Genomic DNA, 25802 nt, shown 5'->3' with positions numbered 1-25802 from the left:
CACCACCTCCTCGTTTATGACTGGAAATTTTACTCTTCTAGTATAGCACGGTGGCGAAAAAAGAGAGTCACTAACCTTTTAGTCCTCGCAATTCATCCTCAGTCAGTGGTCGATAGTTTCCTTTATCCAAATCTTTCGGCAGAGCCAGATTCCCCATACGGATTCTTTTTAAATAAGCGACTTCTTTCCCGCAGGCCTTAACCATTCGCTTCACTTGATGGAACTTTCCTTCATGCAAAATAATTCGAACCTTTGATTTTTCCTCCGTTGTTTCATCAATCAACAACTCTGCGGGTAGTGTCAATTCTCCATCTAAAGTAATCCCAGCGACAAAACATTTCTGATCCTCAGCTGTCATCACTCCATCAACCTCGGCGAAATATTCCTTCTCCACATGTTTCTTCGGTGACAATAATTCATGGGCCAGCTGGCCATCATTCGTAATTAATAATAAGCCCTCGGTATCCTTGTCCAAACGCCCTACTGGAAAAAGATCACTACGATAATCACTTGCTGAAAATAAGTCCATCACTGTCTGATCGCGATTGTCTTCCGTTGCACTTACTACCCCAGCCGGTTTGTGTAATAAATAATAGTAGAATTCTTGGTAATGCAAGGGTTCCCCTTGAAACACGATACTATCTTTTTCTGGGTCCACTTGCTTTTTATCTGATTTTTCGACTTGCTGATTCACAGTAATTTGACCCTTTTTGATCAGCTGTTTGACTTCTTTGCGGCTTCCTAAACCGACTTCAGCTAAAAATTTATCTAAACGCATAACGCCCTCCGCCTAACTTTTCTAGTGTTCACTATAGCCAAAGGAGCAAAAAGAAGCAAGCCCAGCCGTGGACGGCTGAGCTATAATTTCTTACCCAAGCAATCGATCTATATTGCCATTTTTCAAATACGGGATCGCTTGTCTTATTTTTTCGTGCGGCCAATCCCACCATTTCAACTGCCGCAGTCTCTGAATCGTTTCTGAATCAAATCGCTGCTTAATTTGTTTAGCTGGAACACCTCCAACTACACTGTAGGGGGGAACGTCTTTTGTTACCACGGCCTTCGCCCCAATAATTGCCCCATCGCCAATCTCGACCCCAGACAGGATAGTCGCTTCGTATCCAATCCATACATCGTTTCCAATGACAATGTCACCCTTATTGTCCCAAGCAGAAGCTACTTGGCTCTTATCCACCTGCCACTCTTCGTAAAACAAAGGAAAGGTGTAGGTCGAAAGTGAGGACTGTCGATGATTGGCACTATTAAAAATAAAAGTCGCACCGCAAGCAATGGAACAAAATTTACCGATTATTAACCGATCATGATTGACCGGATATTGATACAATACATTATTTTTTTCAAACTCACGGGGATCAGAACGAAAATCATTGTAGATCGTATAATCCCCCACCGAAATATTCGGACGCGTGATTGCCGCCTGCAAATAAATCGTTTCTTGATCATTACTTCTGGGATAAAGCTTTTTTACTGGAATAGTTCTCTCCTCCTCTTTTTTCGTTAGATAACCATTCCAGTATTAACAATGCACCTTTTCATAAGATCACTCTCCTAAAACAAGTATATCACTATACAATCTTTATCATACAGCTAGCTCATTGTAGAGGAAATCATTTTTCAAAAATCAGAAAAATGATTTTATTTTCGTACGCATACCATTCCACTAGGTTCTTAATCAATGACTCATTGAGAATCCATCATTTTCGCTCTCACTAAGCAAACTATGAAAAGTGGAACTGGCAAAAAAAAGTACCAAGGAGACTATCCTCAGTACTTCATTTATACGATTGATTATAATTTGCTTGCTGCGTCTTCGTCGATGATCACTGTTACGTCAGCATGGTTTTGTAGAACACTTGCTGGCACATCTGTTGTTACTGGTCCTTCGATCATATCTTTGATTGCTTGTGCTTTATCTTCACCAAAAGCCATTAGCAAGATTTTTTTGCTCTTCATAATTGAACCAATACCCATTGATAATGCATGTGTTGGAACATCTTCCACTTTATCGAAATTACGTTTGTTCGCTTCGATTGTTGACTCTGTTAATTCAACTACATGAGTTGTTACATCAAACGGAGTTCCTGGTTCGTTAAATCCGATGTGGGCGTTACGGCCAATTCCTAATACTTGTAAATCAATTGGATGATCAGCGATTACGCCATCGTAACGTTTGCATTCTGCTTCTAAATCTTCTGCTTTGCCGTTGGGTACGAATGTTTCTTTAAATGGTTTTTTGTTGAACAATTGATCGTTCATGAAATAACGATAGCTTTGAACATCGTCGCCAGCTAATCCAACATACTCATCCAAGTTTACAGATGTCATGTCTGAAAAATCTAAATCGCTTGAAGTCATTTCTTTATATAAGGTTTCAGGAGTGCTGCCTGTTGCTAGTCCTAATACTTTAACGCCGTTTTCCATTCCATCTTTGATGATTTCAAATGCTTTTTTTCCGCCTTCATTGGCATCTTTCACACGAATTACTTTCATGGGTAAACGCTCCTTTATTAATTTGGTATACACCAATTCTAACACCGACATACGAATTTTTCAATAAGAAAGTCTAGACCAAAATGTTAAATTTTTCTACTGTTTCTGTTTAAGGATATTATCCGTAATTTTCCTTGAAAGGTAAAGCCTTTTCAAAAGCAAAAAAAGCTCCAACACAGAATTTCTTCCGTATTGGAGACAATTGTTCCTCTTTTTATTTTCCAGATAAAATTAAGCCGATTTGAGCAATGACGGCACTTCCTAGATAGGTACCGATAAAAACAAAGACTGCAACGATCGCTACCTTCCAAGAGGTTTTCCGTAAATCCATCAGACTATCCGCTACCGAAAGCCCAGCAAAAGCCAAAATCGGAGTGGTGATTGATAAAAAGTCAACGCCCGCAATCGCTTGTACAAAAAAATCAGAGAGCAGACAGAAAAATAAAGATGTCAGAGAGACCCAACCTAAAATCGGAAAATCAGCCAAAATTTTGATATTGGTTTTCTTTACCAAGGTTGAGATAAATACGCCAATCATTGAAAAAGCCCACAAAACAACCAAACCTTGAATCGTATTAAAAGTAATCGGCGTAGATGCTGGATTCTTAAGCAATTTGATTCCTTGAGTAAACAAGATCAAGGAAATACTTAGCAACAAAACCAGTGATATTTTGATGTATTCATTAGACTGTTTCTTTTCCACGACGTGACCCTCCTGTTAATAAGTTGTACATGAAACGCTGTAACGGCACGGCAATAAAGACCATTGTGTAGGTTCCTAAAAAGCTTGTTAATAATTGACTTGCGGCTGCATATGCCGCAATGGTCGTTTCATTTTCTGGCATCAGTGCAATCAATGACGAGGACGCTGCTGTCATCATACTAGCAGAACCGACACCTGAACTCATTGCCAGTGCGCGGTAATCAAAACCCAATCCCGCCATGATCGGCGCAAAAATGCTAAAGAAAATTGAACCAAACAATGTACCAATTAGATAGAGTGATAATACTCCGCGACCTTCAGCTGAGTCCAACGTATACTTTTCAGAAATGTACGCCAATTCCCCTTCACGTCCCAAGCCTAATGTTGCCCCAATAGCTTCTCGACGCAAACCTAACATGAGGGCTACAGGCAATCCAATAATTACCGTTCCAACGTTGCCCAATTCTTGGAAAAGGAAAACCCACCCAACAGTCAAAATTTCTTTCAATCTAGGTGCGACATCAGCACCGTATCGTGCCATCAACGGCAACATGATATACAGTAAATACTTTGCTGAAAACTGAATATTGCTTTTTGAATAAATCTTGGCAATAAGACCCTTGCGAATTACCGGCAATCCGAACAGCATCGCAAACAATACAGAAAATACTAATGGCAAAACCGTAATCGTTGTATTTCCTAACGAAATAAATTGCATCCCGATCAACTCCGCGACGGTTACCACTGCCACAACAAAACCAACTAACCACACTAACTGCTTTTTCATACATTCCCTCCGATTGAATCAATCAATTCTTTATATTCTTCAAATGAACGACGGTAAAATTTGGCTTCATCCAAATTACCGGCCATTTCTTTGAATACTTCCGTTAAAAACTCTGGAAAAGTTTCCAAGACAAATTCAGGATCAATCATTTTAAAATCATCGCCATGAATCGTTCCTTCAAATCCGCCATAACTGATTTGAATACAAGGCATCATAAAAGCCAAATCACCAATATCACCAGCCGCAGCGATCCCACCGCGATCGTCAATAATATCTGGGATCTTGTCAAATTTCGCAAAGGTCCGTTCTACGAAGCTATTTAAATAGCGATCCTGAACAAACGGCAAGTAGCCCATCTCCGTTTCAATCGCCACTTCACCCTCCAAAGCATACGCACTTCCTTGAGCTGCATGATCCAATTTACGTGCGACCTCCGGCATATATTCCAACGTCTTGCAGCGCAAATCAGTTCCAACTGTAATATGATTCGGAATCACATTCGTCGACATATCAGAATCCATTACGATCGGATTTACTCGAATCGATTCCGTATCTTTAAACTGTTGACGACTCAAACCAATCGCTGTATTGAACAACGTCGACATACTGTACGCATTGATTCCAGAAAAAGGATCAAATCCTGCATGAACTGCCTTGCCAGAAAAATGATAACGTTTATATAAAAAGCCCGCTAAATCACAATTCACTTCAATTGTCGGTCGTTCGAAGACTTCACCGATCGCATGCACACAAACGCCAAAATCAATGTCATCAAAAATACCTAATGACATCGCTTCTGGTTTGCCACCTAAGAACTGAATCTTACCGGCAGCTCGAAGCTCCTTACGGAAATCCAAATCCAAGTATTCTTCTGCTGGTACAAAGATAAAGCACAGATTAAAATCTAAGTCCTTGTAAGCTTCCGTTTTAACATAATGATCGTACAGCGCTAGCGCGATAGCGACTTGGGTAAAGTGACCGCAATTATGAGCCGCTCCCGTCACAGTATCTGCTTGAAAATGTGTTGGAGCATAAACCGCATCTAGCTCTGCGATAAATGCCATGGTTCTTTTCTTACCGGTCGATAAGAAGGTCTTAATCCCAGTTTCTGAAAATTTTGACAATTCAATCGCTGGATTGATTCGGGTTAATTCTCTGATCACCTTTTCTGATGTACGGTGTTCCTTGTAGCCTAATTCTGGATGTAAAAATAAATCCTCCGTAAATGCTTTTAAGTGATGATAATACTCGGCAAACGTCGTCATTTAACTCCCCCTTGTTTTAAATCAAAAAATAAGTGGTTAAAATCATTCTTTTAGTAAAGCCCTTCTGTCCTGTTGGTCTGCAAAAAGTGTGATTATATCCATTGGTCTTTCTCAACCTTTTAGAGAATTCCATGAAATGAAATTTCTCAACTTTGTTTATAATATCGTTTTAAAAGGAAAGAATCAAGAGTGTTTCGACAAAAACACGAACTATTTCACCAGAAAATCTGATTAATGTTTCCTTATTTGTTTATTTAATTTATTTGATTCCCGCCTATTAAATGACGCTATTGCGACATTTTTTCTAGAAAACTACCTTTCGTATTAAAAATTAAGATAGTTTGTACATGATTCATTTTGAAACAAAATTTCGCGCTCAAACAAAAAAAATCCCCCAACACGGATAATTATTCCGCATTAGGGGGGGAGGAGCTAATCTTGATATCTTGCTACAATTTCCGCGATCAATTCATCATCGTGCAAATCGGTTACTTGCTGAAGCACTTCTGCAACGGATTTTTCTTTTAGTAATCCCTGCAGTTCAACACTTTGTTCATCATTCGGATCACTGTATTTCAAAACCATCGCTACCACATCAACTAGGTTTGAATACTCTAATCCACGTTCCTTTAGCTCACGAATCGGGCGAATAAAGCGTTCATCAAAGCCTAATTTACGAATTGGTGTCCGCGCAACCCGACTGATACTGTCTGAAATGTATTTGTTTTCAAAACGGCTGACGATCTTATCAATATAAGCAAGGTGCTTATCCTTGTCAAAATTCCATTTATCAATCACCAGACTGCCTGTTTCGCCAAGAACTGAGCGTAGTTTTGCTAACACACGATCATCTGCGATTGCTTCATCAATCGTCTTGTACCCTTCATAGGCTCCGGTATAAGCAACTGTTGCATGTCCAGTGTTAACCGAAAATAGTTTCCGTTCGATATAGGGTTCTAAATTTTCTACATACTCTACGTCTTCGAGGCGCAACTCTTTATTCTTACTTTGCGTTGCATCGATCACCCATTCACTAAAACGCTCCACTGATACAAATAACGGATCTTCGTGGTGTTGAATCGGAACAATACGATCAACTGCTGCATTGGGGAATCCAATGTATTGTTCTACAAAAGCCATGTCTTCAGCCGATAAGAACGCTTGAACTTTTTCGAATAAGAACTGGCTGCCGCCGATCATATTTTCGCAGGCTACTACATCTAAAGCTGTTGTATTACCCTCGTTGCAGCGTTTTTGAATTCCTTTCGCAATCAACTCCGCGATAAACGGTAGGATATTCGGTCCGATCGCTGTCGTTACAATATCTGCTTTGCTGACGGATTCAATCACCGCTTCGGGATTGGTTTGATTGTTCAAACCATCCACATTGGATACATGGATCTCTTTTTGACTTTCATCTGCCAGTTGGATCGTATATTCATTTCGTTCATTCAAAGCGTTGATAATCGTTTCATTAATATCGACAAAATCGATGGAAAAGCCATTTTTTGCTAAAATTTCTCCGATAAATCCACGTCCAATATTTCCTGCGCCAAAGTGTGTTGCTTGCATCCTATTCTACCTCCTGAAGATAGCCAATGACTTCTTCTTTTGTTTTTGCATCTGCTAATTTGACCACATTCTCAACATCCGAACAAAAGATCGCGATCTTCTGCAGAATATCTAAATGCTCATTCTCAATCCCAGCGATTCCAAATAATACCATCGCCACATCTTCTGTGTCATCCTTGCCAAAATGAACGCCCGTTGGGACTTGGATCACTGAAATACCGCTTTTCTTCACATAACGTTTTGCTTCATCGGTTCCATGAGGGATCGCGATAAAGTTTCCCATATAAACAGAAACTAACTTGTTTCGCTCGATCATGGCATCGACATAGCCTTCTTCCACACACCCAGCATCCACCAGCAGCTGTCCACTCGCACGGATCGCGTCTTCCTTATTGGCATATTTCTGGTCTAATAAAATCATTTCTGGCTGTAATTCCATTCCTAATCCCTCCGATTTTTTAAACTATCGTTAATTTTCTCGAATCTCTTTCACAAACAAAGAACTCAACAATTGATAGATAATTTCTTTGTTGCCAAATTTGTATATTTCAGTGTTTAAATCACTTTCGATAACTGAACTGCTAATTTTTCCTAATAGACTTTGCTGACTCTCCGGCATTGGATCTGGAGCCAGAAGCAACAACACTCGCGTCAATTCGATACTTTTTTTATCCATTCCTTGGATCAAAAATTTCTGATCTAAATCATAAATGGTAAACAGCGGCTCCTTAACATGGCTATCTGCGCAATGAAACAGCGCAAAATTGGTATTCGGAACGCCGATCGGAGCGACTAAATACCGTTTGATCACTTTGTCTGTCACTATTGTGGCATCAGAGACGATCGTACCCTGCAACTGATCGATGATTTCTGCTAAAGTCAGCTCAATCGTTTCCTTTGCGTGAATCGACTTCACGTCAAAGTTTTGCAACAGATTATTGGCAATCCGCATCGTTTCATAAATTTCATCAAAGGCTTCGCTAGGCTCTTGTTCCGGTTCATCAATGACTTCGTTCACCTTTTCAGGATGCAGTGTCTGGATGTATTCTTTGATTTCCTTGATCTCATCATCCAAAAGCAGCGGCGAGATTACTTTATACGGCAAATTGAATCCTGGTAAAAAGACAGTCGCTAGAATCAGGTCATAGCTTTTATAGTCCAGTTGATTCATTTCTGAGATTTTGGCCACTTGAACCTTTTCGATCTCAGTTAAATATTTATGGACACGGCTTTCTAATATTCGTGCCGTTCCTATACCGCTGGAACACAAAACTAAAGCGGATAATGCGCGACCGCTTGGATGCCGCTCTAGCGATGTGGCGAAATGAATCACAACATAGCCTAATTCATCCGCAGTGAATTGATGATCCGGAAAAACAACCGCCAATTCTTTGATGATGGCTGTCGTTAAGTCCTGATACTTATCACGAATTTTTTGTAGTAATGGATTGTTTGCGCCTTGGAGAACCGTCAGATTTCGTTTCAAAGCCGCGGACATATGGGCGGATAAATCATTGAAGAGCTGTTCATCTTTGCGAAAATCAACACCAGTTGTTTCTGAAACTAGACGAATCAGTTCCTTGATTTTATAAGAAAGCTCCACATCAAAACTATCAATAAAAATGTTTTGCGGCTTCTTGTAATTCACACCTTCTAATTGAAAGGCAAAGAAACGGACCTCCTGCGGCGGAATTGATTTTTTGATTGTCGTAGCCACCTTGATCATGATCTGACTAGCGATCTGCATGCTCTCAGGTTTTGCTTTCGTTTCTTGCTCTACTTCCACAAACCGATCTTGCGACATTCGATCAATAGATAAAGCTAATAAAATCAAGACTCGCTGTAATTGATTGTCTGTCACTTGTTCAAAAGCTTGTTGAGAAATTTGCTCAAAAATCGTTCGGGCCAATAGTAAACTCGATTGGCTCAATAAGTTCAAAAAGAAGTTATCGGTAGTAGTTTTCTCTTCGTCTAACGAATCAATAAATTGGAAAAAATCAAATTCACTGACACCGTTATAAATCAGGTTGCTTAGCAATTGGCGACGCTGCTTCTCACGACCGACGATTCGAATGCCGCGACCTTTTAACCGCTGCAGCTCTAACCGATAATCGATCAGACTTTTTTCAATGGTTGCCAAATCAGAGGTAATCGTCGCAGGGCTAACTTTAAAATCAATGGCTAAGCCTTCGATCGTCTCTTCCTCATCCATCAATAGCAAGGAGCAAACAATCGCACTTTGTCGCTGAACATTATCCGTAAACAGCTCTGCTTGTTTTTCACCTAGTTGCTGCTGCAGCCGTTCGAGATTCAATGATTCCCCAACGATTCGATAACCTTCGCCACGGGGCTTGATGATTTGGATATCCTGCGATTTGATCGTCTTCTCAATACTTGAGATCTCGCGATAGACAGTCCGTTTGCTGACCTGTAGAATATCTTGCAATTCCTCTGGTGTGATACCGTTGGGATAATCTAATAAAAGGGAAAGTATCTTCTTTTCGCGAATCGAAAAATACACAATATCTCCTCCAATAATTTAAAAAGGGTAAAAGCAGTGAGAATCCTCACTGCTTTAAGAGTAATACGATTCTGTATAAAAGACTACTTATTTCCTTAAGTTTTGAATGACCTTGTCATATTTTTCTGAAGCAACTAAATCGGTCAATGGTACATGTGTCGCGCTTGGTGCTTGTTGTTCAGCTTTGACTGTTTCATCACTATTGGTAATGATTAAGGCACTTGTTTCATCCTGCAACGTATTGATAGGTGCAACTGTTACTGGATAATTCAAACCATTATCCTTCAATAATTTTTTCAGGATCGTCGCGCCCATATTAGCAGAACCTTTTGTTTGTTCATAACCAAAGATAATGTGATCGACTTTCGAATAGTCGGCTAAGCCTTGCACCACATCATCTGTCAGCGGCTTTTTTTCGCTGTCACCTGCTGGTTCAGAAGATAAACGATCCACGATTTCATCATAGCGCGGTGAATTCATAAAGTTTTCCACTTGGACGAAGGTTGCACTTGGCGCTTTTTGAGAAGCCCGGTCATGTAATTCCTCTTGCGTTACAATCAGAGCATTTGGATCATCACTTAAGTTGTTGATTGCTGAGTTAGAAACTGGTAAAGTCAAACCTGCTTTTTTCACTTTATCGCGTAATACGGATGCGCCCATCGCACTTGATCCCATACCAGCATCACAAGCAAAGATAATCTTGTTAATGTTGCCGAACATTTCTTGGTTGTCTGCTTTTACTGCATTTTGACCTTTTGCTTGTGCTTTTGCATCAGCCATTGCCGCTTGGTTAGCAGCCAAATCATCTTCTTCACTGTTGTCAGATTTGATAATGATCATAGCAACCAGGAATGAAACAACACATCCTACAACGATCCCAGCCAAGTTAGCAAAGATAGCATTTGGTGGTGTCATAGCCATTACAGCGATGATCGAACCGGGAGATGCTGCTGCTCGTAAACCTGCGCCTAACAATTGGAAAGTAAATGTTCCTGCAACCCCACCAGCCATAACGGCTAGGAATAAAAGAGGTTTCATCATTACATATGGGAAGTAAATTTCATGAATCCCACCTAAGAATTGGATAATGATCGCACCTGGTGCAGAAGATTTCGCCGCGCCTTTACCAAATAATGTGAAGGCTAATAAGATTCCCAGACCCGGTCCAGGGTTTGCTTCTAATAAGAATAGAACAGATTTTCCTGCTTCTGCTGCTTGTTCAATTCCCAACGGAGTTAAAATCCCATGATTGATTGCGTTGTTTAAGAATAAAATCTTCGCTGGTTCAATAAAGATATTTGCTAATGGCAATAAATGCATGTTGATGATTGATTCAACACCAGCCGCCATCATGTTTGTTAGCGAACCTACGACTGGTCCGATTGCATAAAACCCGACGATCGCTAGAGCAAAACCGATTAATCCAGAAGAGAAGTTGTTGACTAGCATTTCAAATCCAGCTTTGATTTTATCTTGGAAAGCGTCATCAAATTTCTTGATACACCAGCCGCCTAAAGGCCCCATCATCATCGCTCCGATAAACATTGGAACTTCCGATCCAACGATAACCCCCATCGCTGCGATTGCTCCGACTACCGCACCACGTTGACCATGAACCATGCTGCCGCCTGTATAAGCGATTAATAATGGCAATAAATAAGAAAGCATCGGGCCAACTAATGTAGCAAGTGATTCATTTGGGATATAGCCATCTGGGATGAATAATGCGGTGATAACACCCCAAGCAATAAAGCCGCCGATGTTTGGCATAACCATTCCTGACAAATGACTTCCGAGACGCTGGACTCTCGCCTTGAGTCCACCTTTTTGTCCAGTAGCTTGCATTTCCATTTCCTTTTCCTCCTTAGAAATAAGATAAAATGATTTCGTTTACATATTTATCATATATCCCCAGGTATCCGCTTTCAAGAAATAGAAGATAGAGCTTTGGCACAGAAGTTTGTGCCAAAATTGAAAAGACTTCTTTTTTAAGGCTTGTTCAATTGCGAAAGGGTAATTGGGTAACTCTATCATGATAATGATTTCTATTTATTTTTGTTTGTCATCCATTAGAACTGAGCAAAAAAAGACAGATCATATAGACCTGTCTCCGATTATTATTTGATGGATTACCGTTTGAATATATTATTCATTCCTCTTTTTATTACGTCTAAAAAACTGAGCGAGCGGACCATATGGCTTGGGTCAACATACTTGCGAATGGCACGCAAAACTTCTTTTGGTTCTTTCGAAGCAAAGGAGTATGTCCCGTTTTTCTTTGTTTGAATCGCATAACGGGGAATTTTTTTTCCTTTGAACATTACTGAAGCGATCACATAGTCCACTTCTTCCCAAGGGATTTGGATAAAGTTATTCGCGTCGCGTTCATTGTAAAATTCAAAACCCTTGTCACCAATCATAATTTTACCGTAATCTGTTAAACCTTGATACGAAGTCGCTTTTACGACTAAATCGACTTTTGTATTGAGTGATTGAACCATTTGATCTACTCCACTTCTTTCCTTCAATTGCTATGAAACATTCGTTATACCTATTTTATGTAAAAAAAGCTCGGGAATCAACCCGAGCATTTTACCAATGTTTACATCAAGCCAACTAAGTGGAAGACAATACCTACCACGAATAAGCCAAGGATGACAACGATTGGAGAAACTTTTTTCTTAAGCAACCACATACATAATAGTGTTAGCAATAAGCCAGAAAGTCCTGGAATCAATGAATTCAAGTTATCTTGTAAAGTAGTTACTTTTGAGCTGTCCAATGAAAGTCCATTTGCCTGTTGTGTTAGGGCTTCTTTGATCCCTTGTGCACCAGCAGGTAATTTATCCCATTCAATATACGCACCTTTATCTAATTTGACAGTAGATACGACTGGTGCCCAGCTGATAGATACCCATCTATTAACAAGAGAGCCTAGGATGAACATCCCCAGGATTGACGCCCCTTTTGTAATGTCTTGTAAAAGACCACCAGATAAGTCATCAGTAATACGAGAACCCGCTTTGTAACCAAATTCTTGTGTATACCACATGAATGCCATACGAATAATGTTCCAACCAACAAAGTAAATGATTGGTCCAAGAATGTTTCCGCTGATTGCTAGAGAAGCTGCTAACGCACCCAAGATAGGTTTAACAGTGAACCAGAATACTGGATCCCCAATACCTGCCAAAGGTCCCATCATACCAACTTTAACCCCTTGAATCGTTACGTCGTCAACTGGTGCACCATTTGCACGTTCTTCTTCAAGCGCTAAAGTAACCCCGATGATTGGTGAAGCAACATATGGGTGAGTATTAAAGAATTCCAAGTGACGCGTTAAAGCTGCGGCACGATCTTCTTTTGTTTTGTATAATCTTTTGATCGCTGGGATCATTGAGAATGCCCAACCACCATTTTGCATACGTTCGTAGTTCCAAGACCCTTGAATGAAGGTCGAACGCATCCAAACAGAAATACGATCTTTTTTTGTTAATTTAACTTGTTCTGCCATTTTCGTGTTCTCCTCCTTCTTAGTAGTTATCGATGATATCGCCTAATGGGTCACCAGTATTTGAACTTCCTCCGTTACTTGAACCGCCTTGTTTAGAAAGAGCCAAGTAAATTAAAGCAAGAGCTACACCGATAGCACCAAGACCGATAAGAGTAATTTCAGAAATTGTTGCTAATACAAAACCGATTGCGAAGAATGGCCATACTTCACGAGTAGCCATCATGTTGATAACCATTGCATAACCAACGGCAACAACCATGCCACCACCAATTGCTAAACCATCTGTTAACCATGCTGGCATAGATTCTAGCAAGCCGCGTACTGGACCTTCACCAACAGCTAAGATCAATGCAGCAGGGATTGCGATACGAACACCTTGCATTGCAATAGCAATAATGTGCCATAATTCAACCATACGAATATTTCCATCTTTTGCAGCGGCATCCATTAAATGTACGAATGCAGTTGCGATAGTACGACAGATGATTGTTAGTAATAAACCAGCTACAGCTAGAGGAACAGCGATTGCGATAGCTGAAGATACTCCAGCGCGACCTTGTCCACCTAATACTAAAATAATTGCAGATGCGATAGATGCCAATGCAGCATCTGGCGCTACAGCTGCACCGATATTTGCCCAACCTAAAGCGATCATTTGCAATGTACCACCTAAGATTACGCATGGTACTAAGTTACCTGTTACCAAGCCGATTAACGTACATGCAATAACTGGTTGATGGAAATGGAATTCATCCAAGATACCTTCCATACCAGCTAAGAATGCTACGATAACGACTAAAATCATTTGAACAATATTTAATTCCATGATTATTAATCCTCCGTTTTCTTCTGATAATTTGGACTATTCTTACTTATTAAGCTCGTCTTGAGCTTTCTTAAGGATTTCATCCATGTTGCCTTTTGAATCATTTGGCACTTTACGTACATCAAACGTAATACCTTTAGCTTTTAACTTATTGAATGTATCAATATCGTCTTGACTGAATGCTAAAACTTTGTTTGGTTGTACTTTACCAGGTGAGTGAGCCATTGATCCAACGTTGATTTCTTTTAATTCAACGCCACCTTCAACTGCTCTAAGAGCATCTTGTGGATTTTCAAAAAGAAGTAATGCTTTTTGTCCACCAAAATGTTGGTCGTCTTTTGCAAGCTCAATCATTTTGTTCACTGGCACCACATGGGCTTTAACACCTGGAGGAGCAGCTTGTTGGATTAGTTTCTTACGTAGTTCATCTTTTGCAACATCATCAGAAACAACAATAATACGAGTTGGACCAGTTGTTTTAGTCCAAGCAGTCGCCACTTGTCCGTGTAACAAACGAGAGTCAATACGTGCTAATACATAAGAGAATTTACCAGGTGCTCCAGCACTTGCTGTTTGAGTAGCCGCAGCAGGTGCTGCTTCAGCAGGTTCAAGTTCTTCTGGACGAACTCTAACCCCTTCTTTAGCCGTACCTAAAATATGTGCAGCGATTTCGTGTGCAGTTTCCATTGAGAAACGTGAAGCATATGCTTCAATCAACATCGGTAAGTTCATACCAGCAACGATTGCCCATGTGTCTTTGTGTTCTTCAAACAAGCTGTTTGCTTGGTTGAAAGGAGTTCCACCCCAAAGATCGACTAAGAACAATACTTCGTCTTGGTTATCGAAAGAGGCGATTGCTTCTTTCATTTTTGCTTTAACGTCATCAGGTCCTTCACTCGGCATCAAAGTTACTGCTTTGACATTTTCTTGTTCTCCAAAGATCATCGCTCCAGATTGCAAGATACCGTTAGCGAATTCACCATGACTAGCAATGATAATTCCTACCATCTTTTTACCTCCTATTAGTATTGTTACAGCTCAAAATATAAATAAGTTCTTTTAAAAAAACCTGTAACCAAAATTAAGTTATTGCAGCATCTTTTCTTTTTTGATCAGTTGCATCAAATCTGTCTTACGGTCTGTCGGTACTTGACGAATTTCTAACTCTACTCCGGCGTTTGCCAATTTAACAAAGCACTGGACATCGTTATCGTCCATGGAAATAAAATTAGTAATCATTTTCTTTCCTTCGCTAAATCGCATGCCACCAATATTGACCGATTTCAAATCAACACCTGCCTCAACGACTTCTACTACATCTTGCGGGGAAGCAAACAACAACATGACTTTCATTCCATCAAACAATTGATCTTGATACACTTCAACCAGTTTTCTTTTTGTGACAACATTGGACTTGATTCCTGGTGGAGCGGCTTGTTTTAGTAGGAACTTGCGTAACTCATCGTTAGCAACCTCATCACTTACCACTAAGATGCGCTCGATCCCTGTTGCCTTGGACCAAACTGTCGCTACCTGTCCGTGAATCAAACGATCATCGATCCGAGTGAGTCGGATATCCATTACCATCCCACCACCTCCTGCGACTACAAGGCTCAGATGCTAAAAGACTTGCACTACATTATTTGAGTACAGTATTGCATAGGTACTCACTTATAATAAAGCAAGTACCGTGCCAAAATACACTAGCAAGGAATTCTTTAGTTATCGCATTTATAACGATACACAAAAAGGGATACAGTATACTGTATCCCTTTTTGTGTATCGTTTATGCTAGAATTTCTTCATTATTCTTAAGCAATTGATAAATATAGTATCGTTCTGATGTTGGTATCGTGATTCGCAGTTGGCTCTCTAGCTCATTAAGCCCGCGGTTCATTACAACATTATCAGTCACGCTCTGGTAAATTCGTTTCGATTCATCGTCCACCTTCAATGGCTGCTGCAATATTCCTCGTTCGATCGTTCCAGCCATATGCATGACGAAATTCACCATCAATGCATAATCAGATGAATCGCCATCATTACTGATGACCGTTTTGGCTAAACGCCATAACGGATCAATCAGTTTGTTCGGATTGATGAAGGTAAAGCTTTCCTCCATAAACTTGATACACAATTCTCGTGCCTTGTTTGCATCAAGAACAACCTCTTCCTGCTCTGACAAATCATTTTCCAGCAATAGTTCGTCTAAAATTTGATCTGCTTTTTGATTAATGAATTTCTCCATTGGAATGTATGGCGCGCCGACTTTCGGGTCCATAATTCCTGTTGTTGCTAAAATTTTGTATTCTTCTTTAAAAGCAGGAACTTTCGTTTTGATATCAGCAACAGCTAATGTCAAAACGTCGATATGTTTTAAGTTGCGCTGCTGCAGTGGACGTTCGATGATTTCCTTCAAACGCTGAGCTGTTCCTTCGCCAGAAGCACAAATAGCTAAGATTGCTTGTTTTTCCTGCGGCTCTTCCTTTTCTGTCGTAACATGACCATACCCACGGAAACCTTGCAGCGATTCATATAATTCATCTACACCGGAACCCAATACACTTGATTTTCGAGCGGCTTCAATCAATAACGGGGTCGTGACCATGTCTAAGGTGCAAACTTCAATCCCGGTATCCTTTTCAATTTCTTCATTAAAAGTAGCCAATGAACCCATGTCTACCATGATCAATACCCCGCTGCCCTCATCAATCTGGGTCACAGCTTCACGCATTTTTTCATAGGCGACTCGCGGATGCATATCTAACGGCATATCTACCGCGATGATATTAGAGACATCCAATAACTCACGAACAACTTGCGCCATCGAGGTCGCGGTACTATTTCCATGAGCAGCTACGACCACACCGATCCTGCCAGATGATTGATCTTCTCGTAAGGAGACCAGTAGAACAGTTAAATAGTAATCTTCGCTGTCAGGAATCACGACTTGAAATTCTTTTTCGACTAGCCGACGAATTTCACGAGCTACTGCGAACTCTGTTGGGTAGTCTTTTGCCATTTCTCGAATATTGGCATTGGTCTCGCGTGTTTCTCCCACATGAATTTTTTTCAAGAAGGAAGAAATGTGCAGACTCATGGCATAAATAAAGTTTTGTTGAAAATGTGTTTCCAGTCGTTCGCTAACTAGTACTGCGATTTGATTGCTGATCTCGATCACATGCTTATCAACAAACTCAGTTAAACGGGTCTCTGTATCAAAACTAAAGCCATGATCTTTATAAAATGATTTCAAATGTACATTAATATCGGTAGAAATAAAATGATTGATTGTTTCTTGATCTAGGCCTTCCGTTTTTAACAAAGCGGCTTTATCGCCGATAATATCATATAAATTATATGGCAGTTCATACGTATCCGTTTTGATCAGTTCATCGATTTCATTTGGTGTGACGATCATTTCCGGCTCAAGGTACGGCGAGATATCGGTTGATTTGATTCGATCAGCGGAAAGCTGAACTAATCCGGCTTTGATTCCCTCTGTCAAATCATTCAAGGTAATATGAATCTCTTCTTGCATCATATGATTCATAAAGCCGCGAGCACAAATTAGCTGAACATTTGATTTTAACTGTCCAACATTTCCATAAGAGACACTGCCTAATAAGGCTTTTACCACATCTTCGTTCAACGTAATCTTTCGTTGAATCCGATTGGCCTCCATCGCCACCATTACCCGTACTAAATCCAACTGTTCCGCCGCTGGTCGATTACTAAAGGCGGGCATTTGAATATTGATTGGTATTCGGCGGACAAAGGTATCCAGCAATGCTGAATGAGGGTCCTCCGTTGTTGCACCAACAATTCGAACATTTGCAAAACGATTTTTTCCAGTTTCGCCAAGACGGCTATAAGTTCCGTGATCCATAAAATAGAAGATCATTTCCTGCCCTTCCGGCGGCAAGCGGTGAATTTCATCTAGAAAGAGCATTCCGCCGTCGGCCTGTTGAATCAGTCCATCTTTTTCTGTATCCGCACCAGTAAAGGCACCCTTTTCATATCCAAACAGATGACTCATTAATAATTCCGGATTATTGGCATAGTCAGCACAGTTGAAAACAACTAGTTCTCGATCTGGTTCGACTACCCCTTCAGTTTGTGCAAATTGAAACATTGCGTGCGCGAAAAATGTTTTACCCGAACCAGTCGGGCCTGTGATCAAACAATTCAAACCGCGCGGCGGATACAAGATCGCTGCTTTGGCTTGTTCGACAGCATTGCGCATGCTTCCGGTAGAACCGATAATTTGTGTAAAAACATTGCCGGTGTTTTGATTAAGAATTTTCTTCTCCGGCGGTTCTACAACTCTTGTTTGCGCGTGAGGTGCTTCGGTATCAAACGACGTTTCGGCTGATTGGTTCGAAACAAAATAGCGAACAGGTCTTCCTTCACTCTTACTTAGGTGCCCATCCTTGACTAGAAGATTTAAATCCTTACTGGCATTTGTCCGTTGAATATCCAATGAATCTGCTACGTCTTTTGTCGTTACGTTTGCATTTTCTGAAACAAAGCGATAAATGCGGTCAATCCGTCGTTCCATTCAGTCACCTTCTTTATTAGTGTATTCCTATGTATTCATCATCTATATTTTTTATTAAAAAGTCAAATATTTAGAGAATAAATAATACACTATATTTTTTAAATTTGAAAGTTTTTGGGATTCTCGCCCTTCACACCTTAACTATTTTTAATGATTTTTATAATATCTTAGTATTTGATTATGGTCGTATTTTGTTTTGAGTCGCGTTTCTTCTATTATATAGCGAAGATAACCTCGGTTCTTTTTCAGAATTAAAAATGAATGTTATTAGCCTGACGTTTTGCCAATCAAAGTATAGTTTTTATTTTCAACAAAAGAAACCGAAACATTTTTGCTATTGTGCAAACCAAAAAAATCTTATCCCCAAAAAAGAGATAAGATTTCTAAGTAACTATAGTTAACTCCTCCACAAAGATTTGGAGAAGAGCAATAAAACCGGAAACATCTCTAATCTGCCTGCTAACATGGCAAAGGAAAGTGTCCATTTGGAAAGATCAGATAAGAATCCGAAATTCCCGGTTGGTCCGATCGCTTTGAATCCTGGCCCGACATTGTTGATACATGTTGCAACCGCTGAAAACATCGTTTGGAAATTGATATTCTCTAATGAGAGGATCAACAATGACGCAACAAACACCAGAAGGTAAAGGACTAAATAAGCATGGATATTACCGATGGTCTTAGGTGCAATCGTTTCTCCTTCATACTCTAATGATGTGACACTGCGGGAATGAACGATTTTTTTCATTTCTTGAAATGCATGCTTGACCAGTATTTGAATCCGCGAGACCTTGATTCCACCGCCAGTGGAGCCAGCACAGGCCCCAACAAACATTAGCAGAAGCAGAATCACCTGAGAAAACATTGGCCATAGATCATAGTTCGTTGTGGTAAAGCCCGTTGTCGTGATGATCGAAGCAACTTGGAATACCGCGTAACGAAAAGCTTTGAGATAAGACGGGTAATGCGACGAGATATTGATCGTAATCAATATCGTCGATGCTGCGATAATCCCCAGATAACCGCGCAACTCCTGACTTTTCAATACAGGAGCGATTTTTCCAATAATAAAGAAATAGATCAAGTTAAAGTTGATCCCAAACAAAATCATGAAGACGGTGATAACACCATCGATATAGGCACTATTGTAGCCAGCGATCCCAGCGTTACTCATAGAAAAGCCTCCGGTCCCTGCTGTCGCAAAGGAATTCAGAATGCTATCAAAGACCGGCATTCCACCCAGCACCATTAGAATAATCTGTATCAATGTCAATACTGTATAGATTACATATAAGATTCGCGCGGTCACACTAACCTTCGATACTAGCTTTCCGATAATCGGTCCCGGCATCTCAGCTTTCAAGATGTGCATCGTTCTGCCTGAAGCGATGGGAATAAACGCGACGGTAAATACCAATATCCCCATACCGCCGACCCAGTGAGTAAAACTGCGCCAAAACAAACTTGCCTGACTGATATTATCTAGTGTCGTCAAAATAGATGAACCGGTCGTTGTGAAACCAGAAACTGTCTCAAAAAAAGCATCTGCCAATGATGGGATTTCCCCTGAAAGCATAAAGGGAAAGCAGCCGAACAACGAAAGCAGCGCCCAGCTGACTCCAACGATAAAAAAACCTTCTTTAGCAAAAATATTGCGATTCTTAGGCTTTTTCCAGCTCAGCAAGGTACCGACTATAAATACCAAAACCGCTACGATCAGATAAGATAGCCCTTCCTTTTCTCGATAAATCAATCCGACAATACAAGGCAGCAGCAGCAGAATGGACTCTACTTTCAACAATTTGCCAATAGTAAAAATAACCATCTTTTTATTCATTGTGCTTCACCGCTATCTCCTCACCAGATCATTCAAACTGCAAATTTTTCGATCCGTCGTAATAATCACGATATGGTCTTTTAAGCGGATCTCCGTGTCGCCCTTCGGAATGACAAAGCCGCGTTCCCGAGAAATCGCCGCTATCAAGATGTTGTTTTTCAATTTCACTTCCGAGACTTTTTTGTTTAAAAACGATGTTTGTGGAGTTACGATAAATTCCATCGCATCCACATCATCATTCTCGTCACTGAACAAATGATGCAGCGTCTTAACACTGCTGTCGTCATCCTTATTATTTTTCGCACGAACATAGCGCAAAATGTGTGTTGCAATAATATTCTTCGGCGAGATCACACTATCGATATCTAATTGATCCAAGACATTCATGAAGTTCGTCCGGGTCACTTTGGCTACGGTTTTCTTCGCCTTCATCTGTTTCGCATATAGGGAAATCACGATGTTTTCTTCATCAAGCCCGGTCAATGCCAGAAATGCATCGACTGATTCGATCCCTTCTTCAATCAGAACTTCCTCATCACTGCCGTCCGATTCAATGATTGTAGCGTCCGGCAACTTAGTAGAAAGCTCCAAACACCGTTTCGCATTATTCTCAATGATCTTGACTTGAATCCCATGTTCACTTAATTGGCGCGCTAGATAGTAGGAAATGCGACCACCGCCAACAATGATAATCCGCTTGGTCTTTTGTTCAAACAGATTGATATCCTGACAAAAACGAACCAAGTCTCGATGCTGTCCCATCACATGGATCCGGTCTCCCTGTTCCAACACAAAATTGCCATCAGGAATGATCAGCTCATCCTTTCGCCGTACGGCACAAATCAAGACGTTTGTTTTAGATACCTTGCTTAGACGACTCAACGAGACGCCGATCAATCGCGCATTTTCCCTCAAGCGAAATTCCGCCAGCTCAATTTTCCCACCAACAAAGGTGTCCACTTTAAATGCAGAAGGAAATAATAGTATCCGGCGAATCTCATTCGCTGCTTCTAATTCTGGATTGATAATCATTGATAATCCCAACTGATCCCGCATAAAGGAACGCTGTTTCAAATACTCCGGATTTCGAACGCGGGCAATAGTATTTTTCGCGCCCATTTTTTTCGCCATTAGGCAAGCTAAAATATTCAACTCATCCGACTGCGTCACCGCAATAAAGATGTCTGTATCGTCGACACCTGCTTCCATCAATATATCGTATGTCGCACCGTCTCCTACCACTCCTAATACATCGAATTGGTTGACGATCGACTCCACTTTTTCTGCATACAAATCAATGACGACCACATCATAATCATAATCCTCATCGGACAAATGCTGAGTCAATGCTTTACCGACTTTACCAGCACCTAAAACAATAATTTTCATTCTATCCTCCAGCTTTGAATTTGATATTCTTATTCTCCATTCTAGCCTTTTCTACAAGGGAAAACAACGGACATTCCAGAAACAGTTTTTCCAGATTTATTCAAAACAGAAGGTGTTTTTGGGCGATTATAAATAAAAATGAAGCAGTTAACATGGTTCCCCAATTAGAACCAAATATGTAATAAAAATAGTTAGATAAATACTATTGTTTCACGAAAAAATTAATCTGCCGTTGTGACAAAATAAAAAGCAGTTAAAGTAAAAAAATTACTCTAACTACTTCTTTAAAACCTAATCTCCGTTTTACATTAACGCTGTGATGAATGTAAGTGCGCCTAAAAAGACACCTGGCACATTCGCAATAATGATGGGATAGTCCTTTTTCTTTTGCATGGACGCATAGATCACCCAAAAAATACAGTTGACCATCGCTACCATCGGCTGAATCGGATTCCCTTTATTCCCTGCCAAGTTATTCATAATTTGCGGGATATAGGATACATACATCAGTACCGATAAGGTTGAAGCAATTCTTCCGAAAATCAATATCGTTTTTTCTTTGTTAGCCAATAAAAACACCTCAAACTTCTTTCATTAGTAAAATACTACCCCAAGTTGATGAAAGAAGCGAAAAAAAAGCCCTAATCCTGAAATCAGGATTAGGACTTCGAATGTCTTATGCTTCTTGAGCGACTGGGTATACAGACACTTGTTTTTTGTCGCGACCTTTACGTTCGAAACGTACTACGCCGTCAACTTTAGCAAACAATGTGTCATCGCCACCGATACCTACGTTTGCACCAGGGAAAATTTTAGTACCACGTTGGCGATAAAGAATTGATCCACCAGTAACAGTTTGACCATCAGCACGTTTAGCGCCTAAACGTTTTGATTCTGAGTCACGTCCGTTAGAAGTTGAACCGCCACCTTTTTTGTGGGCGAATAATTGTAAGTTCATATTCAATAACATGAGCTGCACCTCCTATGATTTAGATTCTGTATGGATCTCAATGAAATCCAAATACTCTGTTTCGATTGATTGCAAGCCTAACAATAAATGCTCCAGCAAAATTTGCGAGATATTCATCTGCTCTTGGGTCATCGATTCATCTAAGTTCAAGACTACATGAAGGTAACCACCTTCAGTATCATTGGTCTCGATGTTCGGAGTGACACCTGCTAGTGCATCCAAGCTATTTACGGTACTAATGGCTAATGCAGAAACAGCGGAACAAACGATATCGCTACCGTAAGGACCTGCTTCAGCATGACCTGTCAACGTAAATTCGCTGATTTGACCTGCGTGATTTCGAGTGAATGTACCTTTGATCAACTTAGGCACCTTCTTTTTTATGCTTTGATTGAGTCAATGACAACTTTAGTGTAAGGTTGACGATGACCTTGTTTACGGTGTGAATGTTTTTTAGGTTTGTATTTGAAAGTAACGACTTTCTTTTGTTTGCCGTGTTTTTCAACAGTTCCTTCAACAGTTGCACCTTCAACGATAGGAGCTCCTACTTTGGTAGATTCTCCGCCTACTAAAACAACTTGGTCGAAGACAACTTTTTCGCCAGCTTCAACGTCTAATTTTTCAATGTAGACAGCTTGACCTTCTTCAACTTTGATTTGTTTTCCGCCAGTTTTGATGATTGCGTACATGCTTGTGGCACCTCCTTATAATATATACTTAGACTCGCCATCCCAAGTGACCGAAGTACTTAAGAACTTGTTCTGTGCGGTTGTAGCTGTGGGTTCCACAATTACAACATTCATAGTTTACTAAAAAAGATAGGCCAAGTCAATGATTAATTATTGACGCCTGCCCTGCTTTTTTCTACTATTAGAGGGATGACAAAGTGAGGCGAGGAAAATGGAGTACCCAAAAAGTCTAGTCACGTTCGTTACTGAACGTTCAAAAGATTTTCAGCTTGAAGGATTTATTGCTGGACAAGGTCCGCTTCAGCCGAAACTGATGTTGGTTGGCGAGGCTCCTGGACGTAATGAAGTCGTCAATCATATTCCCTTTTCCGGGGCTGCCGGTAAGGAATTGATCCAAGCGATGGCATCGATCGGACTCACTCGGGAAAATACTTATATTACCAGTGCTGTCAGAAGTCGTCCCTTTAAAATCGTCGAGCGCGTGAATAAGCGGACACAAGAACACGAAACTGTTTCCCCGAACCGAACACCCAGTAAAAAAGAAATCTTAGCTCATGCCCCGATTTTGGATTACGAACTGTCAGTTATTCAGCCAAAAATCATCGCGACTTTAGGCAATATCGGGTTACAGCGGCTGTTGGGATCAAAATGGCAGATTAGCGAACGACATGGCGAAATATATCATGGACCTGTATTAGAGCTTAATCAAGAACAAAACAGCTATCAGCGATCAAAAAAAGAATATACAGTCGTCCCTCTTTTTCACCCGGCAGCGATTTTTTATAATCGTTCATTGAGTGAAAAAATCAAGGAAGACTGGTTAAATTTAGGAAACTTACTAGAGAAAGAGGAAGAATAATGCGCAACGAAATGATGTACCGTCCAATTATTAATGAAGACATCTTGCACTACTTACGCACAGAGCAAAAACAATTAACTGGATCACTAGGAGAATTAGAAGAGTTTGCTCATGAAAATGGTGTACCTGTAATCCCCCACGAAACAGTTGTTTTCCTACAATTTTTACTGAAGCAGAAACAGCCGAAAAACGTTTTAGAAATTGGTACCGCGATTGGTTTTTCAGCTAGCTTGATGGCTGAATCACTAGGGAAAGAGGCAAAAATTACCACAATCGATCGGTTCCCCGTTATGATCGAAAAGGCAAAGAAGAATTTTGCAAAGCTAGGATTAACAGAACAAGTTACTTTATTGGAAGGCGATGCAGCTGACTTACTCAGCACATTAGAAGGTCCCTACGATTTCATCTTTATGGATAGTGCAAAATCAAAATACATTACCTTTTTACCTGAATGTTTGCGCCTCTTATCAGATGACGGTGTATTAATGGTGGATGATATTTTCCAAGCAGGAACAGTCTTGCAGCCGATCGAAGAAATCCCTCGGAAAAACCGTTCGATTCATCGGCATTTGAATGAATTTTTAGAGGAAGTCACCAAATCACCAGAATTAGCCTCGACTTTATTGCCTTTAGGTGATGGTGTCGCATTGATTTCAAAAAATAAATAGAAGATTGGCGAAAATTTGAAACTTTTTTGAATTTTCGCCATTTTACTTGTACCTGAGAAAAATCGGCGTACACTAGTGAACTGAAATGGAGGAATTTTCTGTGAGCAGCAAAAAAATAGGAATCGTTATATCAATCCTAGCCGTGTGCTTATTGGGTTTTCTTTTTCTCAAAACCAAAGACCACGTCCATGCATCCAAAAATTCAAACAATCCTTTAGCGATACCTGCGCCGGTCATCATGGTTCCTGGAACGAACGGTGATGTCGACCGCTTCGATAGTTTGGTCGATTCTTTAAAGCAAACCGAAAAGGGCGTCGATGAAGTAAAGATCACGGTGAATAAGGATGATTCCATCACCTCATCCGGCCAATTTACTAAAGACACTAAGCGCCCGGTCATCGCTGTCGCCTTCGAAGACGGTTCCGATCCTTCGCTGCCGAAACAATCTCGCTGGTTCCAAAAGGCTTTAGAGTATGCTGAAAAGCATTACACCTTTAATACCTATGATTACTTAGGTTATTCAAACGGCGGCTTGATCATCACCGGCTACTTGGAAAATGAACAAAAAGCTGATGACCCAGCACTTTATCATTTAATCACGCTAGGTTCCCCATACAACGATACTTCGTGGGATTATAATGAAAACAGTTCGACCTTCACAAAGCCTAAAGCGAAGAGTGATCTGCTGACCTATTATTTGAAGAACAAAAAGAACATTCCGAAAAATATTACCGTCTATAATATTGCTGGAAATGTCGATAATCAGAATACTGACACTACTGTTCCTCTGACCAGTGTACTTGCTGGACGCATGATTTATGGCGATAGTGAAAAATATAAAGAGATCGTCGTGGAGGAACAAGCTGACCATGGTTCGCTGATCGAAAATCCTAAAACGCTGAAGTTGATCAGAGAATATCTTTTTGAATCAGTAAAATAACGAATTAGGTTGACAAGCAAGGGTAGTTTTTCTATAATAGTTCTTGTTGCAAAACTACTGTCACAGTAGCTCAGCTGGATAGAGCATCCGCCTTCTAAGCGGACGGTCGGGGGTTCGAATCCCTCCTGTGATGTAAATGGAGTATAGTAAGGTTAAAACCTTACTATACTTGATATAATGATCTGTTAGT

Annotated in this window: 25 protein-coding genes, 1 tRNA gene and 1 other annotated feature; of the genes, 4 read left to right on the top strand and 22 right to left on the bottom strand. The window is 40.4% G+C overall.

Going from position 1 to position 25802, the window contains the following annotated elements:
• Positions 1 to 70 precede the first annotated feature (70 nt).
• From E6139_RS17600 to rplU, 22 genes are all read right to left on the bottom strand, one after another.
• On the bottom strand, positions 71 to 778 hold the full coding sequence (locus tag E6139_RS17600; RefSeq protein WP_316404740.1) for a pseudouridine synthase: 708 nt from the start codon (positions 776 to 778) through the stop codon (positions 71 to 73).
• Between the two features lie 90 nt (positions 779 to 868).
• Positions 869 to 1444: a CatB-related O-acetyltransferase gene (locus E6139_RS17595; RefSeq protein ID WP_316404739.1), complete on the bottom strand. Its 576-nt coding sequence runs from the start codon at positions 1442 to 1444 to the stop codon at positions 869 to 871.
• 365 nt (positions 1445 to 1809) lie between these two features.
• Positions 1810 to 2511 (bottom strand): glucosamine-6-phosphate deaminase, encoded by a 702-nt coding sequence (gene nagB, locus E6139_RS17590; protein ID WP_316404738.1) that lies wholly within the window; start codon positions 2509 to 2511, stop codon positions 1810 to 1812.
• A gap of 214 nt (positions 2512 to 2725) precedes the next feature.
• The gene (locus E6139_RS17585) at positions 2726 to 3214 is read right to left on the bottom strand and encodes a hypothetical protein (protein ID WP_316404736.1); all 489 of its coding nucleotides are present in this window, start codon (positions 3212 to 3214) and stop codon (positions 2726 to 2728) included.
• A complete protein-coding gene (locus E6139_RS17580; RefSeq protein WP_316404734.1) occupies positions 3195 to 4001 on the bottom strand; it encodes a DUF3100 domain-containing protein in 807 nt (268 codons plus the stop codon). Before E6139_RS17580 ends, E6139_RS17585 begins: the two co-directional genes overlap by 20 nt.
• Positions 3998 to 5266, bottom strand: coding sequence for a M20/M25/M40 family metallo-hydrolase (locus E6139_RS17575; protein WP_316404732.1), 1269 nt, complete (start codon positions 5264 to 5266; stop codon positions 3998 to 4000). Before E6139_RS17575 ends, E6139_RS17580 begins: the two co-directional genes overlap by 4 nt.
• Before the next feature lie 432 nt (positions 5267 to 5698).
• Positions 5699 to 6838, bottom strand: coding sequence for a mannitol-1-phosphate 5-dehydrogenase (locus E6139_RS17570; RefSeq protein ID WP_316404730.1), 1140 nt, complete (start codon positions 6836 to 6838; stop codon positions 5699 to 5701).
• A gap of 1 nt (position 6839) precedes the next feature.
• The gene (locus E6139_RS17565; protein WP_316404729.1) at positions 6840 to 7277 is read right to left on the bottom strand and encodes a PTS sugar transporter subunit IIA; all 438 of its coding nucleotides are present in this window, start codon (positions 7275 to 7277) and stop codon (positions 6840 to 6842) included.
• Between the two features lie 30 nt (positions 7278 to 7307).
• Positions 7308 to 9359: a transcription antiterminator gene (locus E6139_RS17560; protein ID WP_316404728.1), complete on the bottom strand. Its 2052-nt coding sequence runs from the start codon at positions 9357 to 9359 to the stop codon at positions 7308 to 7310.
• Positions 9360 to 9446: 87 nt separating this feature from the next.
• Entirely contained in the window at positions 9447 to 11210 is a 1764-nt protein-coding gene (locus tag E6139_RS17555; RefSeq protein WP_316404726.1) for a PTS mannitol transporter subunit IICBA, read from the bottom strand.
• Positions 11211 to 11488: 278 nt separating this feature from the next.
• Complete coding sequence (locus E6139_RS17550; RefSeq protein WP_316404725.1) at positions 11489 to 11860, bottom strand: DUF956 family protein; 372 nt, start codon at positions 11858 to 11860, stop codon at positions 11489 to 11491.
• Positions 11861 to 11961: 101 nt separating this feature from the next.
• On the bottom strand, positions 11962 to 12873 hold the full coding sequence (locus E6139_RS17545; RefSeq protein ID WP_316404724.1) for a PTS system mannose/fructose/sorbose family transporter subunit IID: 912 nt from the start codon (positions 12871 to 12873) through the stop codon (positions 11962 to 11964).
• Between the two features lie 19 nt (positions 12874 to 12892).
• Complete coding sequence (locus tag E6139_RS17540) at positions 12893 to 13699, bottom strand: PTS mannose/fructose/sorbose transporter subunit IIC (RefSeq protein WP_316404722.1); 807 nt, start codon at positions 13697 to 13699, stop codon at positions 12893 to 12895.
• 42 nt (positions 13700 to 13741) lie between these two features.
• Positions 13742 to 14707: a mannose/fructose/sorbose PTS transporter subunit IIA gene (locus E6139_RS17535; RefSeq protein ID WP_316404721.1), complete on the bottom strand. Its 966-nt coding sequence runs from the start codon at positions 14705 to 14707 to the stop codon at positions 13742 to 13744.
• Between the two features lie 78 nt (positions 14708 to 14785).
• Positions 14786 to 15286, bottom strand: a complete 501-nt coding sequence (locus E6139_RS17530) for a mannose/fructose/sorbose PTS transporter subunit IIB (protein ID WP_316404719.1) — start codon at positions 15284 to 15286, stop codon at positions 14786 to 14788.
• Positions 15287 to 15485: 199 nt separating this feature from the next.
• On the bottom strand, positions 15486 to 18260 hold the full coding sequence (locus E6139_RS17525; protein ID WP_316404717.1) for a sigma-54-dependent transcriptional regulator: 2775 nt from the start codon (positions 18258 to 18260) through the stop codon (positions 15486 to 15488).
• A gap of 397 nt (positions 18261 to 18657) precedes the next feature.
• Positions 18658 to 20097 (bottom strand): TrkH family potassium uptake protein, encoded by a 1440-nt coding sequence (locus E6139_RS17520; RefSeq protein WP_316404715.1) that lies wholly within the window; start codon positions 20095 to 20097, stop codon positions 18658 to 18660.
• A 12-nt stretch (positions 20098 to 20109) separates the two neighbouring features.
• Positions 20110 to 21486, bottom strand: a complete 1377-nt coding sequence (trkA, locus tag E6139_RS17515; RefSeq protein WP_316404714.1) for a Trk system potassium transporter TrkA — start codon at positions 21484 to 21486, stop codon at positions 20110 to 20112.
• A 303-nt stretch (positions 21487 to 21789) separates the two neighbouring features.
• A complete protein-coding gene (locus E6139_RS17510; protein WP_316404713.1) occupies positions 21790 to 22056 on the bottom strand; it encodes a SemiSWEET family transporter in 267 nt (88 codons plus the stop codon).
• A gap of 106 nt (positions 22057 to 22162) precedes the next feature.
• Positions 22163 to 22456, bottom strand: coding sequence for a 50S ribosomal protein L27 (rpmA, locus tag E6139_RS17505; RefSeq protein ID WP_216410451.1), 294 nt, complete (start codon positions 22454 to 22456; stop codon positions 22163 to 22165).
• A gap of 12 nt (positions 22457 to 22468) precedes the next feature.
• The gene (locus E6139_RS17500; protein ID WP_316404711.1) at positions 22469 to 22819 is read right to left on the bottom strand and encodes a ribosomal-processing cysteine protease Prp; all 351 of its coding nucleotides are present in this window, start codon (positions 22817 to 22819) and stop codon (positions 22469 to 22471) included.
• A gap of 17 nt (positions 22820 to 22836) precedes the next feature.
• Positions 22837 to 23145: a 50S ribosomal protein L21 gene (rplU, locus tag E6139_RS17495; RefSeq protein WP_010740661.1), complete on the bottom strand. Its 309-nt coding sequence runs from the start codon at positions 23143 to 23145 to the stop codon at positions 22837 to 22839.
• 20 nt (positions 23146 to 23165) lie between these two features.
• Positions 23166 to 23237 (bottom strand) — a sequence feature (ribosomal protein L21 leader region).
• A 119-nt stretch (positions 23238 to 23356) separates the two neighbouring features.
• Between rplU and E6139_RS17490 the strand changes: the two genes are divergently transcribed.
• From E6139_RS17490 to E6139_RS17475, 4 genes are all read left to right on the top strand, one after another.
• Entirely contained in the window at positions 23357 to 24004 is a 648-nt protein-coding gene (locus E6139_RS17490) for a uracil-DNA glycosylase (RefSeq protein ID WP_316404706.1), read from the top strand.
• On the top strand, positions 24004 to 24672 hold the full coding sequence (locus tag E6139_RS17485; RefSeq protein WP_316404705.1) for an O-methyltransferase: 669 nt from the start codon (positions 24004 to 24006) through the stop codon (positions 24670 to 24672). Before E6139_RS17490 ends, E6139_RS17485 begins: the two co-directional genes overlap by 1 nt.
• Positions 24673 to 24772: 100 nt before the next feature.
• Entirely contained in the window at positions 24773 to 25612 is an 840-nt protein-coding gene (locus tag E6139_RS17480) for an alpha/beta hydrolase (RefSeq protein WP_316404704.1), read from the top strand.
• Positions 25613 to 25671: 59 nt separating this feature from the next.
• Positions 25672 to 25745: transfer RNA gene (locus tag E6139_RS17475), tRNA-Arg, on the top strand.
• Positions 25746 to 25802 lie beyond the last annotated feature (57 nt).

Source organism: Enterococcus sp., assembly GCF_032555305.1.
Lineage (GTDB): Bacteria > Bacillota > Bacilli > Lactobacillales > Enterococcaceae > Enterococcus_A.
The sequence above is the reverse complement of the archived record's forward strand: the minus strand, read 5'-3'. Positions and strand labels throughout refer to the sequence as shown.